This is a genomic window from Streptomyces sp. TP-A0874 (assembly GCF_001748085.1).
Classification (GTDB): Bacteria; Actinomycetota; Actinomycetes; order Streptomycetales; family Streptomycetaceae; genus Streptomyces.
Genome location: NZ_BBZK01000006.1, coordinates 175880 through 190883, shown reverse-complemented (window position 1 = coordinate 190883; position 15004 = coordinate 175880). Strand labels below are relative to the sequence as shown.

Genomic DNA, 15004 nt, shown 5'->3' with positions numbered 1-15004 from the left:
CCGAAGCCCTACCGGGAGCGCCGGGTGAGCCGCTCCCGGAGGGTGGCACCGGGCCGGCGGTCCGACCCTGCCTCATGCTGGACGACGGAGTCCGGCCCCGGCGACATCACGGCCTCGCGGCCGTCCTCGAACCGTACGCGGTACGGGGGCTCGCCTCCGGAACCCATCACTTCGACGATGTCCGCGACCCGGTCGTGCTGACCGACGACCCTGCCGTGCATCAACAACCGGTCGCCCACACTCGCACGCATCGGCGGTGACCTCCTGCTGAGAGGGGATGATGCCGTCTCCTCCACTGTAGGGCGCACGGCGCCGCCCGGCCCGTCGAGCCGGGTGGCGCCGTCGTCGGGTCCGCGACGGCGGCGATGCGCTGGCGGGGCGAGAGCGACCATGCGGAATAGGATGATCTATGCGCATATAGATAGGTATGCCCGAGAGATCAGGCTTCGCCCGTTCACCCGGGGTGAAGACGTCAGGTGGAAGTGAGAAGAGCGTGGCCGTCCAGAGCCGGCGAGTCGACCTCGATGCCCCGGACCGACGGTCCGAGACCGTCGTCCGTTTGCTGACCTGCCCGGACCCCCAGACACTGCTCACCGCGGTCATCGAGGCCGCGCAGGAGGAGGTCGACGCCAGTGCGGTGACCATCCATCTCCTCCAGGACGACGGCGGGCTCCGGCTGGCCACCGCGACCGGACTCGACGAGCGGCTGGAGGAGCGGCTCCGCATCCTTCCCGCCGACGGCGGGCTCCCCCTCAACATCGTCGCCCGGGAGCGGCGCCCGGTCTTCGAGTCGGCCGAATCGCTCAGGGAACGCTTCAGAGACATCGCCGAGCTCCGCGCCCCCGCTGGATTCGCCGTGTTCCCGCTGCTCACCGGGGACAAGTGCCTCGGCATGATGGGGCTGCGACTGGACTCCGGCCGCTCGCCCTCGGTGCGTGAGAACAGCACCCTCTCCATGATCGTCTCGGTGTGCGCGCACCGCCTGGACCACCTGCTCTCCACCGAGGACGAGGTCTTCCCCGCGGCGGGGAGGCAGTTCGACCAGGCCGTGCGCTTCGTGGAGGGCCGTACCCGGGCGGCCCGGCTGGACCTGGCTCTCTCCAGCGCCGACATGGGGTCCTTCGACTGGGACCTCAGCTCCGGGCAGGTGGTCTGGGACGAGCGGCTGGGACGGATCTACGGACTGCAACACGACGACTACGAGCGGATCGAGTCCATCTTCGACGCCATCCACCCGGAGGACCGGCCGCAGATCGAGGAGGCGGTCCGGCAGAGCTACGGAACCGGCGAGTGCAATGTGGTCCACCGCATCGTCCGGCCGGACGGCACGATCCGCTGGCTCGACTCCAAGGGCACCCTCTTCTTCGACCCGGTGGGGCGGCCGCAGGCGATGGTCGGCATCTCCCAGGACCGCACCGAGGCCATCCAGGCCGAGATGAACCGCACCAGCCGGCGCGAGTTCGTCCTGGCCGTGACGGCCGCCTTCAGCAAGGCGCTGTCCACCCAGGACGTGGTGGACGCGGCCACCGGCGACGTGCTGCCCGGCCTGGAGGCCCAGGCGCTCGCCCTGTATCTGGAGGGGAAGGACGGGCTCTCCCTGGCCGGATCCGCCGGATATCGGACGGCGGACGAGGCGATGCTCCGCAGCGCCGAACTGCTGGGCGAAGGCGGGCTGCTGCGCGGCCTGTGCGAGGAGGGAACGCCGAAGCTGATCGAGAACCGCGAGGACTATCTGAAGGCCTTCCCGGACCCCGCCCTGCAACTCGCCGCCGACCACCAGGCATGGGCGATGCTGCCGCTGAGCACGGCGGAGGGCAGGGTCGGCGCCTGTGTGATCTCCTGGGGCAGGCAGCACACGTTCTCCTCCGACGACGATATGGTCTACGCCGCGATCTCCAGCATCCTGGCCCAGTCCCTGGCACGCTCCCGCCGTTTCGACGAGAGTCGTCGGCAGATGACCGACCTGCAGCGGATGATGCTCCCGCAGAGCGTGCCGGAGCTGTCCGGGGTCGACCTCGCCGTCCGCTACCTGCCGGGCACCGGGGGGATGGAGGTCGGCGGCGACTGGTACGACGTGCTGCCGCTCGCCGGCGAGCGGGTGGGGCTGCTCATCGGTGACGTCCAGGGGCACAGCGCGGAGGCGGCCGCGGTGATGGGGCAGTTGCGCACCGCGCTCCGGGTCTACGCCGACGAGGGTCACAGCACGGCGTCGCTGCTGCGGCGCGGCAACCGGATGCTCTGCGGCCTGGACACGGAACTCTTCGCCACCTGCTGCGTGGTGGAGCTCGACCCGCGGGACGGCGTCGTGCGGATGGCACGGGCCGGCCACCCCTACCCGATGCTGGTCGAGCCGGACGGGAGCGTCTGCCAGCTGGACGAGGCGGGCGGCCTGCCGCTGGGCCTCGATCCGGCCGAGGGCTATTCGGTTGTGGAGGCCGAACTACGGCCCGGTGCCACGCTCCTGCTCTACACCGACGGCTTGGTCGAGCACCGCGGCCAGAGCTACAGCGCCGCGGTGGACGTGATCGGGAAGGTGCTCGCCGGTGAGGACCGGGCGGGCGGCGGGGTGGCGGCGCTGGAGCGGCTGGCCGACCGGATCATCGCCCCGGCGGTCACCCGTGGCGCCATGGACGACATCGCGGTCCTGCTGGTTCGCCGTCCCGGATGACCCGGGGGCGGACTCGCTCTCCGGGACGATCGCCCGCCCAGCCGCGGGGGCCTCGGCCGAGCGCGACCGCGGGGCGCGCCCGGACCCGGCGACCCGCGGGCCGTGCCGTTTCCGCGCCCCCTCACCGGGGCCGGGAGGCACCCGTACGCCTTCTCCTTCTCCGGCCTGAAGACGGCCGCCGCCCGTTGGGCGGAGGCGCACCGGGACCGTGGGGAGGAACTCCCGCTCGAGGACGGAGCCGCCGCCCTCCGGGAGGCGATCGCCGACGTGCTGACCGGGAAGGCGGTCGCGGCCTGCCGGGACCACGGCGTGCGGACGCTGGTACTGGTCGGAGGGGTGGCGGCCAACTCCCGGGTACGGGCGCTCGCCGAGGAGCGGTGCACCGCCGCGGGCATCCGCCTGCGGGTCCCGCCGCCGACCCTGTGCACGGACAACGGGGCGATGATCGCCGCGGTCGGCGACCTGCTGGTCCGGGACGGCGCGGCGCCCGCGCCCCCGGAGCTCTCGGTCGATCCGTCGGCGCCGCTCCGGCACGCCTCCCTGCAACCCGTCACCCGCCCCGCCCACGCGCCGGCGGCGTGAGCGGCGCGGAACGCCGCGACCATACCGCGCCGTTCCGCCCCGCTCCCCGCCCGACCCCACCCGGAGCACCCATTGCGCACCACCGAGATCCGCGCCCGTTTCCTGGACTTCTTCGCCGCCCGCGGCCACCGCGTCGTACCCGGAGCGCCACTGCCGACGCCCGACCCGACGCTGCTCTTCGTCAACGCCGGCATGGTCCCCTTCAAGCCGTACCTGGCGGGGGAGCGCCCAGCCCCCTGGCCGCGCGCCGCCAGCGTGCAGAAGTGCGTGCGGACGCTGGACATCGAAGAGGTCGGCAGAACCACCCGGCACGGTTCCTTCTTCCAGATGTGCGGAAACTTCTCCTTCGGGGACTACTTCAAGGAGGAGGCCATCGCCTTCGCCTGGGAGCTGTCCACCGCACCACGGAGCCAGGGCGGTTACGGCCTGGACCCGGAACGGATCTGGGTGACCGTCCACCACTCCGACGCGGCGGCCCGGAGCATCTGGCGCGAGGTCGCGGGACTGCCCGAACAGCAGATCGTCTCGCGGGGAGACGAGGACAACTTCTGGTCCATGGGGGTCCCCGGGCCGTGCGGTCCCTGCTCCGAGCTGTTCTACGACCGCGGCCCCGGGGTGGGCACCGAAGGCGGGCCGGCCGTCGACGAAGACCTTTACCTGGAGTTCTGGAACCTCGTGTTCATGCAGTACGAGCGGGGCGAGGGCCACGGCAAGTCGGGCTACCCGATCCTGGGCGAGCTGCCCGGCCGGAACATCGACACCGGCATGGGGCTGGAGCGGATGGCCACCATCCTGCAGGGCAAGGAGAACCTGTACGAGATCGACGAGGCCCGGCCGGTCCTGGAGCGTGCCGCCGAACTCGCGGCGGTGCGCTACGGAACCGACGCCCGGGCCGATGTGCGGCTGCGGGTCGTCGCCGACCACGTCCGGACCGCGCTCATGTTGCTGGCCGACGGGGTCGTACCGGGCAACGAGGGCAGGGGATACGTCCTGCGCCGCATCCTCCGCCGGGCCGTGCGTTCCCTGCGGCAGCTCGGCTACGAGGACCCGGCACTGCCCGAACTGCTCGCGGTGGCCCGGGACTGCATGGCACCCGGCTCCCCCGAGGTGGCCGAGGGGTTCACCCGGATCGCCGACCGGGCCCGGGGCGAGGAGGAGGCGTTCCGGGCCACCCTCAGACAGGGCACCACCGTGTTGGACGCCGCCGTCACCAAGGTCAGGCAAGAGGGCGGACGTTCCCTGCCCGGAGCCCAGGCCTTCCTGCTCCACGACACCTACGGCTTCCCCATCGACCTGACCCTGGAGATGGCGGCGGAGCGGGGCGTGGAGGTCGACCGGGAGGGCTTCACCGCCCTGATGGAAGCCCAGCGCGAGCGGGCCAGGGCCGACGCCCGGACCCGCAGGTCCGGCGGCACGGCGGACACCTCGGCGCTCCGCGCCGTACTGGACGAACACGGCCCGACGGACTGGTGCGCCTGGGAGGGGCTGACCAGCGACTCCAGGGTCCTGTCGGTGCTCGCCGCCACCGGGCCCGTACCGGCGGCCCACCAGGGCGAGATCGTCACGGTCGTACTCGACCGGTCACCCTTCTACGCGGAGTCCGGTGGCCAGGAGAGCGATGCGGGGCGGCTGCGCGGTGCGTCGGTGGAGGCCGAGGTGCTCGACGTCCAGCGGCCGCTGCCCGGCCTGGTGGTGCACCAGGTGCGGGTCACCGCCGGCGAACTCGCCGTCGACGACGCCGTCCACGCGGCCGTCGATCCCGAATGGCGGCTCGGGGCCCGCCAGGCACACTCGGGGACCCATGTCCTGCACGCCGCGCTCCGGGAGGTCCTGGGCCCCGCCGCCCTCCAGTCCGGTTCCTACAACCGGCCCGGCTACCTGCGGCTCGACTTCCCCTGGCGAGGCGGGCTGTCGGCGGCCGTGCGGAGCGACGTGGAGGAGGTCGCCAATCGGGCGCTCCGCCGCGACCTGCCGGTCGCGGTGCGCTGGATGACCCGGCCGGAGGCCGAACGGCTGGGCGCGCTCGCCCTCTTCGACGAGACCTACGGCGAGCAGGTCCGGGTGGTGGAGATCGGAGGGGCCTGGTCGCGGGAGCTGTGCGGCGGCACCCACGTCGAGCGCGCCGCGCAGATCGGCACCGTGGCACTGACGGCCGAGGGGTCCGTCGGCGCCGGGATGCGCCGTCTGGAGGCCGCGGTCGGCATCGAGGGCTTCACCTACCTGGCCCGAGAGCGGGATCTGGTTTCCCGCATCGCCGAACAACTCGGCGCCCCCCGGGCGGAACTGCCCGACCGGATCGCCGGGCTCCTCGACCGTCTCAAGGCGGCCGATCGGGAGAACACCCGCCTCAGGGAGCGGGCGACCGCCGACCGAGCGCGTGACCTGGCGGCTGGGGCCGAGGATCTCGGAGTAGCCAGGCTGGCTGTCGCCACCAGCGACGGAGGAACCGACGAGGCCCGAGCGCTGGCGACCGCGGTCAGCAGCCGGCTGCCCGCCACCCAGCCGGGGGCGGTCGCGGTGAGCACCCCGGCCGGGGCTTTGGTAGTGGCCCTGAACAGCGCTGCCCAGGACTCCGGCCTGTCGGCCTCCACGCTGGTCAAGCACCTTCTGCCGGGGCGCGGCGGCGGCTCCGCCGCGCTCGCCCAGGGCGGCGGCCTCAGCCCGGAGAAGCTCAGCGCGGCGCTGGCGGAGTTGCCCCGGCTGATCCGCGGAGGCTGAGCGGGGAAGCGGACAGGCCTGCGGATCGGAGGAGTGGCCTTCGAGCGCCGCGCTCGGCCCGGCCCGGCGTCACGGTCGGCCCTGTGCCCTCTGTGCGCCCTGGTGGAACCGCCGGTGCAGTGCGCGCACCTGGTCGACGAGCTCGGGGACCGGCCCTTCGACCCGTACGCCCGGGGCGATCTCCGGGATCGGGAGGAAGCGCACCGGCGCGGGCGGCACGCCCATCTCGGTGAGCCATCCCTCAAGCTGCTGCGCGGAGCAGACGAAGACGATCCGGTCCAGGCCGACCCAGCCGTGCGCGGCCGAGCACATCGGACAGTGCTCGCCCGAGGTGTAGACCGTCGCCGTCGCCCGTTGGCCGGGCGACAGATGCTCGGCAGCCCACCGGGCGATGGTGAATTCGGGGTGGCGCGTGTGATCGCCACCGCCGACGCGGTTCCGGTCCTCGAACAGGACGGTGCCGTCCTCCCCGACCAGGACGGAGCCGAAGGGCTCGTCACCTGCTTCAAGTGCTTCCGTGGCCAACTCCACGCACCGGCGCAGATGGATCAGCTCGTCGTCCTTCATCGCACACCTCCCGTGCCCCTTGTCCGCCCGCCAGCGTAGGTCGCGGCCGGCTGACCGCGCAGACCGCGCTGACCAGCCGCAGGTCCGGCGCCGCCTTGGTGAGCGGCCGGCTCCAACGCTCGGCGGGGACGGCGGCGGCTGAGAAGGCCGACTGGAGTTCCGGCTCCCATCAGGTCCGCATATCTCAAGATGCCCGACAGGACCGCTCATCCCCTTCACGGAACTACGCGTCCGACCGAACCAGGGGCCGGTTCCGCGGTTCGTGCACCGGTCCAGCCGGTGGGACCCTGGCGAAAGAAGGCCGCTTACCACGGGCCCGGGTCGTATCCACCGGATACGACCCGGATCGAGCGGGATGCTGAGGAGAGCCCGGACGTCGTGCGCCGCTACGCTGTCGGGGACCCGACCTCTCGTCCCAGTACCCGGGTCTCATCCGCTGTCATGGGGGACTCACCCGCAAGCAGGGTTTTCTTCGCTCACATCCGCTGGAGTACGTGCACCGCGCACGACCCGTGGTCGAGACCGGAGATACCTCCGCCGGTCACGTGGGTCATCGCCCAGGTCGCTCCAGGAACCTGCCGTGCCCCTGCCTGGTCGGTCAGATGCCAGTACGCCTCGACCACCTGGGCCACGCCGCTCGCCCCGACCGGGTGCCCCTTCGACAGAAGTCCTCCACTCGGGTTGACGACCACCTGACCGCCGTAGGTCGAATCGCCGCGGTGCAGGAAGTCGACAGCCTCCCCGGGATCACAAAGGCCCAGTGCCTCGTAGTAGATGAGCTCTGCCACCGTGAAGGCGTCGTGGAGTTCGACGACATCCACCTCTCCAGGGCCGATGCCTGCCTGTGCGAGTGCGTCGGCAGCGGAGTCGGAGCTGATGGTCGGGCGGACCATGTCACGGAATCCGTAGGTCAGGCTGCCCGAGTGCAGCACCGACCCGGCGATGCGTGCTGTGGGCCGGTCGAGAAGCATGCGCAGCCGTTCGGACACCAGGACGACGGCCGCAGCCCCGTCACCGGTCGGGCAGCACTGCAACAGCGTCAACGGATCGGCGATCGGTCGTGACCGCAGCACCTGATCCGCGGTGACACGCTCGCGGTACTGCGCGTAGGGGTTGGCCGCGCCATGGTCGTGTGCCTTGACCGCGACCGCGGCAAGGTCCTCCGGCTTCGCACCACGCTCATGCAGGAATCGCTGCGCGCGCATCGCGTACATGGCCGGCATGACCATCCCGAGCTTCACCTCGGAGTCTTCCGCGACCAGCGGAAGGGTGCCACCACCGAACTGCGACAGCTTGTCCACCCCGATGACCAGGGCCGATTCGCATTCACCTGATTCGATCGCCTTCACGGCCTGGTGCAGAGCGGTAGCGCCGCCGGAGCAGGCGTTCTCGACATTGACCACCGGGACCCCGCGGACTCCGAGGTTTTTCACGACACGCTGTCCCACCAACATCCCGCCGAAGGAGTGGCCACAATAAACCCGTTCCACCTGGTCGGGTGTGAGGCCGGAACCACGAATCGCTGCGCGAGCGGGAGCCGTGGCCAGGCCCGCGTAGCTGGACTCCGGGTAGCGGCCGAACCGAATCATGCTGGCCGAGATCACGTTCGCAGCCATCAGTTGCCTCCCTGCTCGGGCAGCGGTTGGGCGAGATAGGTGCCGCCGGGGGCCACCTCGATCGCCACCCGGCCGTCGACGTGAGCCCGCTGCGGCTCACTGACGGGACTGAGGACACGTACGCCATCGTCGAGATCGACGTATCCGATCGTGTAAGGAGTCGTGGATCTACTCGACACCCGGACCGTGGTGAACGCGTAGAGGTTGCCTTGATCCGCCAGAGCCACCGTCGAGGTCGGTTCACCACACTCCACACAGCGGTGTACCGGCGGATGGGCAAGCGCCGGACAGGCCGTGCACCGGCTACCTGCCAGCCTTCGTCCTCGGCTGGTCTCGACGATGCCGGCGCTCTCCGAGAGGTCGGATTCCGGCGCCACGTCCACGGTGTCGCCTCGCATGCTCTGTTCAGCGCTCATTCCCTACTCCTCACCTGGTGCCGTCCGCTGGTGCGGTACCGGCGCCGTCGGGATGTCAACCTCAATCACGTGTCCAGCCATGGGTTCGTCCCGTACCGCCTGCCAGACTCGCGGAATGTCGTCCGGCCGGACGATCAGGTGTCCGCGGAAGCCGAACAGCCGCGCGAGTGCTGCGAAATCAGGATTGGTCAGCTCCGTGCCGACTCTTCTACCGCCTGGTCTCCGGTCTTGATGACGGCGGATGCTGCCGTAGCCGTTGTTGTTGAAGACGACCACGACGATGCCCGCGTCCAGCCGTTTCGCCGTCTCCAACTCCTGAATGGTCATCATCGCGCCGCCGTCGCCGCAGAGTGCGACGCAGACCCTGTCCGGCCAGACCCGCTTCGCAGCGATGGCGGCGGGAATGCCGTACCCCATCGACCCTGAGGTGGAACCGAGGTAGCGACGTCCCCCACCGACGGCGATCGCGGGACCGGCGGCGATCGAGAAGTCCCCCGCATCACAGGAGAGGACGGCGTCGGACGGCAACAGGGTGTCGAGCACCTCGGCGACCCGGACAATGATCTGTTGTTCGCGGGTCGCTGCTGACCGCTGTCGATGCCCGGACCGATCGGCGGTCCAGCTCGTCCACCACGGGGCAGGGGGCGCTCCTCGGACAGGCAGGGCACGGGTCAGTTCCTCCAAGGCACATCGTGCGTCGGAGTGGATCGCGACCTCGGCTCCGAGCCAACTGGTCGCCAGCCCCGCACCGTCGATGTCGATATGTACGACACGCTGGTCGTCGCGCGGGAACTGGTATCGCTGGGCGGTGATTCCTGTCATCCTGCTGCCGATCACGGCGAATACGTCGGCTTCCGCGAGGCATTCCAGCACTATCGGACCAGGGTTGTGGGACAGTGCGCCCACGTATGCCGGATGCCGGTTGTCGACCGCATCCGTGCGCCGGAATGCCGTCAGTACCGGCGCCCCCAGACGCTCGGCGAACGCAGTCAGCTCGGCGGTGGCCCCGGCCGCCCGCACCCCGCCGCCCGCTATCAGCACAGGCCGCTCGGCGTCACCAAGCAATCGTGTCGCTGCGGCGATATCCACGGCGGCAGGGCCGGGGCGGATCAGTGAGCGCAGCGTCGGCGCGGTCCGCGGAGCGGGCAGGTCCTGGCAGTCCCGTGGAACGGCGACCAGTACGGGCCCCGGCCGAGCCGCCCGTGCGGCGTTGACCGCCCTCCACAGATCGTGGTCGGCACGGGCCGGGTTGTCCAATTCCGTCACGTTTCGACAGAAGGGTCGGAACAGCCCGAGGATGTCGCACTCCTGCCAGCCGCCACGCCCCCGCGTGGCGGCGTCGACCTGCCCGACGAGGACCACGAGCGGGGTCGAGTCGTGATCAGCCACGTTTACGCCGGACAACAGATTGACGGCACCCACGCTTGAGGTGGCGAGGCAACAGCCCATTGAGCCGGTCAGCTTGCCGTGTGCCTCAGCCATCATGGCCGCCGCGCCTTCGTGTCGAGTGGCGACGAAGGTCAGGTCCGGACGGGCGTCGATCGCTTCGAGCAGTCCTTGGCAGTCCTCGCCGGGGACGCCGAAGACCACCTCCACCCCGGCCTCGGCAAGACGCCGGGCGAGCAGGTGTGCGACGGTCATGTCCGCGTCGCTGCGCGTACCGTCCCGGTTCGGCGCATCGATCGAGGTCACAGGTACATTCGGCGGTACCATCGGCTGGTCACCTTCCTCGATACCCTGGCGTCGATCACCCGCACGCTCCCCACGGCACCCCAGGCCGGAGCGAGATCGTCAAGATGGGTCACCGCGACACCGGTCGCGCCCATGGAACGTGCCACGGCCGCGAAGTCGATATCCGGGTACGCCGCCTCGTCCGGGGCCAAGCTCTTGCCGGCGAGCTTGTGGTACTCCGCTCCGAGCGCGGCGTCATTGAGTACCAGGAGCGTCACCGGGATATCGCTGCGCACCGCGGTCTCCAGCTCCTGCACCCCCATCATCACCCCGCCGTCGCCCTCCACGACCAGGACCTGCCGGGCCCCCTGCACCGCGGTGGCGGCTCCGAGGCCCGTCCCAAGGGCCAGGCCGATACTGCCGAACTCGATGGAGTAGAGGAACAGCCGATCGCGAACGGGCAGGTACATGATCGGAAACGACCAGAAGTGCCCGGCGCCGACGACCACGATCGCGTCGTCGGGCAGTAGTGCGTCCAGTTTCCGCATGAGGCTGCGGGGATCCACCCGGCCTGGATCATCGGGTTCGGGCAGTTCGTCGAAGTCACCGCGTACCGCCGCTTCACGGCTCGGCGCGGCTGGGCTCTCGACCGCGGTGTGGGGCAGTTCGGCGAGCACCCTGTCGAGCGCGGCGCACAGTTCGGCCCCCGCCCTCGACCGCACGGAAGGGGCGGAGGGGCTCTCCGTGCCGATTTCCAGCTGTCGCCCGGCGAACAGTCGAGACCCGAAGGCACCGAACCCCGTCAGATCCGCACCGAAGCCCACCATCAGATCAGCGTCGTCCAGGACCGACTGGTCGGCGGCGTGGGCGAGCGCGCCGATGATTCCCAGACAGCCGGGGTCCTCGTCGAGTACCCCCTTGGCTCGGTAGGTGACGGCCAGGTGGGCCCCCGTCCGCCGCGCGAGGGCGCTGATCCGACCGACGGCGTCGGCGCGCACCGCCTCCGCACCGACGACCAGCACCGGTGCCCGCGCTTGGGCGAGCGCGGTTCGCAGCCCTCCCGCCCATTCGGCAACGACTTCGGGCCTGGGCGATCCGTCGGTGGCCGGCGGGGCGGTATCGTCGAACACCGAGCCGGGGCCGACCTCGATCTCTGACTCCAGCAGATCCACGGGGACGCTCAGCAGTACGGGAAGTCCGGTCTCGAGGGTGCTGGCTACCGCTGCCGCGGCAACCCGGCGAGGGTCCTGTCCGGCCTGGTATCGCATGAACCGAGCCCCGCACAGCTCGGCGAAGCTTCGCTGATCGAATTCCTGGAGCCCGCCCATGAACCCGCCGCCGGCCGCAGTGTCCCCTGCGAACAGCACCATGGGAAGGTTCGCCCGGCAGGCCGCGACCACCGATGTCATCGTGTGTGTCAGGCCGGGCCCGGAGGTGACGCAGGCGAGAGCTGGGCGGCCGGTGACCCTGGCGTGCCCCGCTGCCATGCTCACTGCCGCGCTCTCGTGTCGCGTGTGCACGGTGCGCACTGATGGCATCTGCGACATCCGCGACATAAAGGCGATGTTTGCGTCACCAAGGATGCCGAACATCGTCGTGACTCCGGCCTCGGCCATCGACTCCGCGAACAACCCCGCTATCGGTTTCCGCTTCACTCCGCTCTCCTTCTCATGCTCATGATGGGTAGCGTCGTCCCGCGTCGGGCCCGCTGCCGTTTTCTGTGGCAGCGAGATGGCTGATCACCCGGTCCTGGGAGAACTCGTACAGTCCGGCGACGCCGAATTCGCGTCCGTAACCGGACTTCTTGACTCCACCGAAGGGCGCGCGCAGTGACATCCCGCTGCGGTTGTGCGTGTTGACGAACACGGTGCCGACATGCAGTTGCCTCCCGATCTCGAAGGCACGTCCCTCATCACTGGTCCACACCGAGGCACACAGCCCGTACGGGCTGTCGTTGGCCATCGTCACGGCCTGCTCCAGGTCGTCGTAGGGCAGCACCGGTACCGTCGGACCGAACTGCTCGGTGCGTACGAGCTCATGGCCCGCCTCCAGCCCATGGACCAGCGTGGGTGAGAGGAAGTAGCCACCGGACAGATCGAAACCGCTGTCACCCTGACGGCCCAGCGTCTCGACCGTGGCCCCGTCCGACCGCGCTCGGTCCACCAGAGCGCGCACGCGGTCGCGCTGCCCACCACTGACCACCGGACCCAGTGTGGTCGTCTCAGCCATCGGGTCCCCGAGCACAAGGACGCGTTCGGCAACCTCGCGGTAGCGGCTGATGAACTCCTTGGTCCTGCTCCGGTGCACCAGCAGGCGTTTGATCGCCATACACACCTGGCCGGCGGTCAGGAAGCTGGCGAACACGATCCGGCTCATCATCTCGTCGGTCAGGGCCGTGTCGGGCAGGACGATCGCAGCGTCGTTGCCGCCGAGTTCGAGCAGGCTCGGGGTGATGTTCCCGGCAGCGGCTTCCAGGATGGAGGTGGCCACCTGACCGGATCCGGTGAACGCGATTTTGCCTATCCGGGGATCGGACACCAAACGCGCGCCGGTGTCGCCGTCACCGTTTACCACGTTCAGCACCCCCGGGGGCAACCGCTCGGCGATCCGGCGCAGGTAGGTGGTGACCGCAAGCGGAGCGAGGGGTGACGGTTTGACCACGACCGTGTTTCCCGCCATCAGTGCCGGACCCACCTTCACCGAGGAGAGTACGAGCGGCGCGTTCCAGGGAATGATCGCGGCGACCACGCCGTACGGCACGGTTCCGAACTCGAACCGCCCTTCCCGGTGCCTCTCGGAGCGCCCGTCGAGGACGGTGGCGTGTTCGGCGGCGTACGCCACGTTCGCGATGCCGTACCCCAACTCGCCGCGGGCGTCGGCGAGCACCTTGCCCAGTTCGAGGGTGAGTAGGCGCCCAAGGCGATCGCGGTCCTCCTCGTCGAAGGACCATGCCTCAAGGACCTGGCGTGCCCGTTCCTCGACTGACAGCCTGCTCCAGTCCTTGCCGGCCCCGAAGGCCGCACCCACCGCCTTGTCGACCTGCTCCGGTGAAGCCGACTGGGCGGATCCAGCAGTCATCGTGGTGATGGCTGGGTTCTCCCGCTCGATGAGGGCTCCCGCTCCCCGGACATCCTCGCCGCCGATGAACAGAAAAATCGATTCTTCAGTTGTCATCGCGCCTTCTCCTGGACTTCCATGACCTCGATCAGCGCGCCGCCGGTCCCCGCGGGGTGGATGAAGCCCAGCCGGGGCTCCCCTTCGACGTCGGGTCCGCGCAGCACCCGCACGCCGCGACGAGCCGCTTCGTTCAGAGTGTGGTCGAGGTCGTCGGTGTAGAACCTGATCTGGTAGATCCGGGAAGAGCCCGGCCGGTCGAGGAACTTGCGCACCGGTCCGCCGTCGCCGGTCGGTTCGATCAGCTCGATCATCGGACCGTTGTCGTTGCCCAGTTCCACCCAGCGCAGACCGTAGCCGCGCCGGGAGGTTCGAACCTCCCCATGGATCCGCATCCCAAGACCGTCAGTGAAAGAGGGCAGTGCGTCGGCGATGGAGGGAACCGCGATCGAGGCGCAGGCAAGTCGGGTGAAGGTCATCGTGTCACTCCGAAGTCAATTGGGGCCGTGTCGGCGTCGTAGTGGTAAAGCTGATCGACGAAGTCCGGATCGGTGGCCGAGGAGAACAGCCCGTGCTGGCGACACGTCGCGTGCACCTGGGCGACCCTGTCGAACCTCGTCTCTTCGTAGGCCTTGAGAGCCTCGGTGAGACCGACCTCGTCGGGGACCGCCGACAGACACCGTGCAAGCACGGCCGCGCTCTCGATGGCCTGGACCGCGCCCTGGGCGAGGAAGGGGAGCATGGCATGGCAGGAATCGCCCACCAGTACGGTCCGGCCGTTCGACCACCCACGCTCCACGTCCCGGTCGTGCAGAGCCCACCGGTAGACCGTGTCGACGCCGTCCAGCAGCGACTGCACCGGCTCCACGAACCCCGCGAAGCGCGTGCGCACATCGTCAGGATCAGCTGGGGTGACCCAGGAATCGCTGGTCCACTCCTCGTCCGGGACCACGGCGACGAAGTTCACCGAGTCATCACTCAGTCGGTACATGACCATGTGGTGGGTGGGTACCGGGCCCCACCACTTCACCATCGCGGCGCCCAGGTCGCCTGCGCCGACCCGCTCGGCTGGGATGTTGCCCCGGAAGGCGGACATGCCCGAATAGGCAGGCCTCTCGTAGCCGCTGACGATCTCACGGACTTTGGAGCGAATGCCGTCGGCACCGATGACCAGGTCGGCGGTGGCGGTGCTGCGGTCGGCGAAGGTGATGTACACGCCACTGTCGTCCTGGGTGATGTCCACGACCTCCCGGGACAGCACGATCCGGTCGTCGCCGACCTGTTCCCGCAGCAGGTTCTGCAGTACCGCCCGGTGGCAGACGTAGTAGGGCGCGCCGTAACGGGCCTGGGACTCGTCGCCGTACCTCATCTCGTAGACCAGCTCGCCGGTATCCCACTGGCGGCCTTCAAGTGAGGTCGTCGCCACGCACGTCTCGCGCAGTGCCGCATCGAGACCGGCCGCCCGCAGCACCCGCACTCCGTTGGGGCCGAGTTGGATACCCGCTCCGACCTCGGCCAGTTCCGTGGCTCGTTCGTAGACGGTGACCTGATGGCCGGAGCCGCGCAGCAGCATGGCAGAAGTGAGACCGGCCACGCCGGCACCGATAATTGCGATCCTCATCGCTGTCCCTTTCTCTCCCGGTACCCCGGTT

10 protein-coding genes and 4 pseudogenes are annotated in these 15004 nt (G+C 69.9%); 3 read left to right on the top strand and 11 right to left on the bottom strand.

Annotation, left to right across the window (positions count from 1 at the left end; all coding sequences use genetic code 11):
• Window positions 1-8 precede the first annotated feature (8 nt).
• The gene (locus BGP73_RS11325) at window positions 9-251 is read right to left on the bottom strand and encodes a DUF1918 domain-containing protein (protein WP_069814165.1); all 243 of its coding nucleotides are present in this window, start codon (window positions 249-251) and stop codon (window positions 9-11) included.
• Between the two features lie 242 nt (window positions 252-493).
• Here BGP73_RS11325 and BGP73_RS11320 point away from each other — a divergent pair, with 242 nt between their 5' ends.
• The 3 genes and pseudogenes from BGP73_RS11320 to alaS all read left to right on the top strand — a co-directional run bounded on the left by BGP73_RS11320 (window position 494) and on the right by alaS (window position 5968).
• Window positions 494-2668: a SpoIIE family protein phosphatase gene (locus BGP73_RS11320; protein ID WP_069814164.1), complete on the top strand. Its 2175-nt coding sequence runs from the start codon at window positions 494-496 to the stop codon at window positions 2666-2668.
• An 87-nt stretch (window positions 2669-2755) separates the two neighbouring features.
• Window positions 2756-3250: pseudogene (locus tag BGP73_RS11315) on the top strand (tRNA (adenosine(37)-N6)-threonylcarbamoyltransferase complex transferase subunit TsaD); the annotation flags it as partial.
• Between the two features lie 72 nt (window positions 3251-3322).
• A complete protein-coding gene (gene alaS, locus BGP73_RS11310) occupies window positions 3323-5968 on the top strand; it encodes an alanine--tRNA ligase (RefSeq protein ID WP_069814163.1) in 2646 nt (881 codons plus the stop codon).
• A gap of 69 nt (window positions 5969-6037) precedes the next feature.
• On the opposite strand, the gene BGP73_RS11305 is transcribed toward alaS, so the two are convergent.
• From BGP73_RS11305 to BGP73_RS11265, 10 genes and pseudogenes are all read right to left on the bottom strand, one after another.
• Window positions 6038-6535 (bottom strand): nucleoside deaminase, encoded by a 498-nt coding sequence (locus BGP73_RS11305; RefSeq protein ID WP_069814162.1) that lies wholly within the window; start codon window positions 6533-6535, stop codon window positions 6038-6040.
• Window positions 6536-7011: 476 nt separating this feature from the next.
• Entirely contained in the window at window positions 7012-8151 is a 1140-nt protein-coding gene (locus BGP73_RS11300) for a thiolase family protein (RefSeq protein ID WP_069814161.1), read from the bottom strand.
• Window positions 8151-8567, bottom strand: a complete 417-nt coding sequence (locus BGP73_RS11295; protein WP_069814160.1) for a Zn-ribbon domain-containing OB-fold protein — start codon at window positions 8565-8567, stop codon at window positions 8151-8153. Before BGP73_RS11295 ends, BGP73_RS11300 begins: the two co-directional genes overlap by 1 nt.
• Before the next feature lie 3 nt (window positions 8568-8570).
• Complete coding sequence (locus BGP73_RS11290; protein ID WP_069814159.1) at window positions 8571-10259, bottom strand: thiamine pyrophosphate-binding protein; 1689 nt, start codon at window positions 10257-10259, stop codon at window positions 8571-8573.
• A pseudogene (locus tag BGP73_RS23925) lies at window positions 10256-10678 on the bottom strand (thiamine pyrophosphate-dependent enzyme); the annotation flags it as partial. The pseudogene BGP73_RS23925 and the gene BGP73_RS11290, both read right to left, overlap by 4 nt.
• A 351-nt stretch (window positions 10679-11029) precedes the next feature.
• A pseudogene (locus BGP73_RS23920) lies at window positions 11030-11506 on the bottom strand (hypothetical protein); the annotation flags it as partial.
• Window positions 11507-11545: 39 nt separating this feature from the next.
• Window positions 11546-11893 (bottom strand): annotated as a pseudogene (locus tag BGP73_RS23915) (thiamine pyrophosphate-binding protein); the annotation flags it as partial.
• A 19-nt stretch (window positions 11894-11912) separates the two neighbouring features.
• Entirely contained in the window at window positions 11913-13412 is a 1500-nt protein-coding gene (locus BGP73_RS11275) for an aldehyde dehydrogenase family protein (protein WP_069814156.1), read from the bottom strand.
• The gene (locus BGP73_RS11270; protein ID WP_069814155.1) at window positions 13409-13831 is read right to left on the bottom strand and encodes a VOC family protein; all 423 of its coding nucleotides are present in this window, start codon (window positions 13829-13831) and stop codon (window positions 13409-13411) included. Before BGP73_RS11270 ends, BGP73_RS11275 begins: the two co-directional genes overlap by 4 nt.
• Window positions 13828-14973: an FAD-dependent monooxygenase gene (locus BGP73_RS11265; RefSeq protein WP_069814154.1), complete on the bottom strand. Its 1146-nt coding sequence runs from the start codon at window positions 14971-14973 to the stop codon at window positions 13828-13830. Before BGP73_RS11265 ends, BGP73_RS11270 begins: the two co-directional genes overlap by 4 nt.
• Window positions 14974-15004 lie beyond the last annotated feature (31 nt).

Excerpts from the sequence above, each read along its gene's own strand:
- BGP73_RS11270 (WP_069814155.1), bottom strand. The coding sequence starts at position 13,831 with ATGACCTTCACCCGACTTGCCTGCGCCTCGATCGCGGTTCCCTCCATC.
- BGP73_RS11325 (WP_069814165.1), bottom strand. The coding sequence starts at position 251 with ATGCGTGCGAGTGTGGGCGACCGGTTGTTGATGCACGGCAGGGTCGTC.
- BGP73_RS11295 (WP_069814160.1), bottom strand. The coding sequence starts at position 8,567 with ATGAGCGCTGAACAGAGCATGCGAGGCGACACCGTGGACGTGGCGCCG.
- BGP73_RS11275 (WP_069814156.1), bottom strand. The coding sequence starts at position 13,412 with ATGACAACTGAAGAATCGATTTTTCTGTTCATCGGCGGCGAGGATGTC.
- BGP73_RS11300 (WP_069814161.1), bottom strand. The coding sequence starts at position 8,151 with ATGGCTGCGAACGTGATCTCGGCCAGCATGATTCGGTTCGGCCGCTAC.
- BGP73_RS11265 (WP_069814154.1), bottom strand. The coding sequence starts at position 14,973 with ATGAGGATCGCAATTATCGGTGCCGGCGTGGCCGGTCTCACTTCTGCC.
- BGP73_RS11305 (WP_069814162.1), bottom strand. The coding sequence starts at position 6,535 with ATGAAGGACGACGAGCTGATCCATCTGCGCCGGTGCGTGGAGTTGGCC.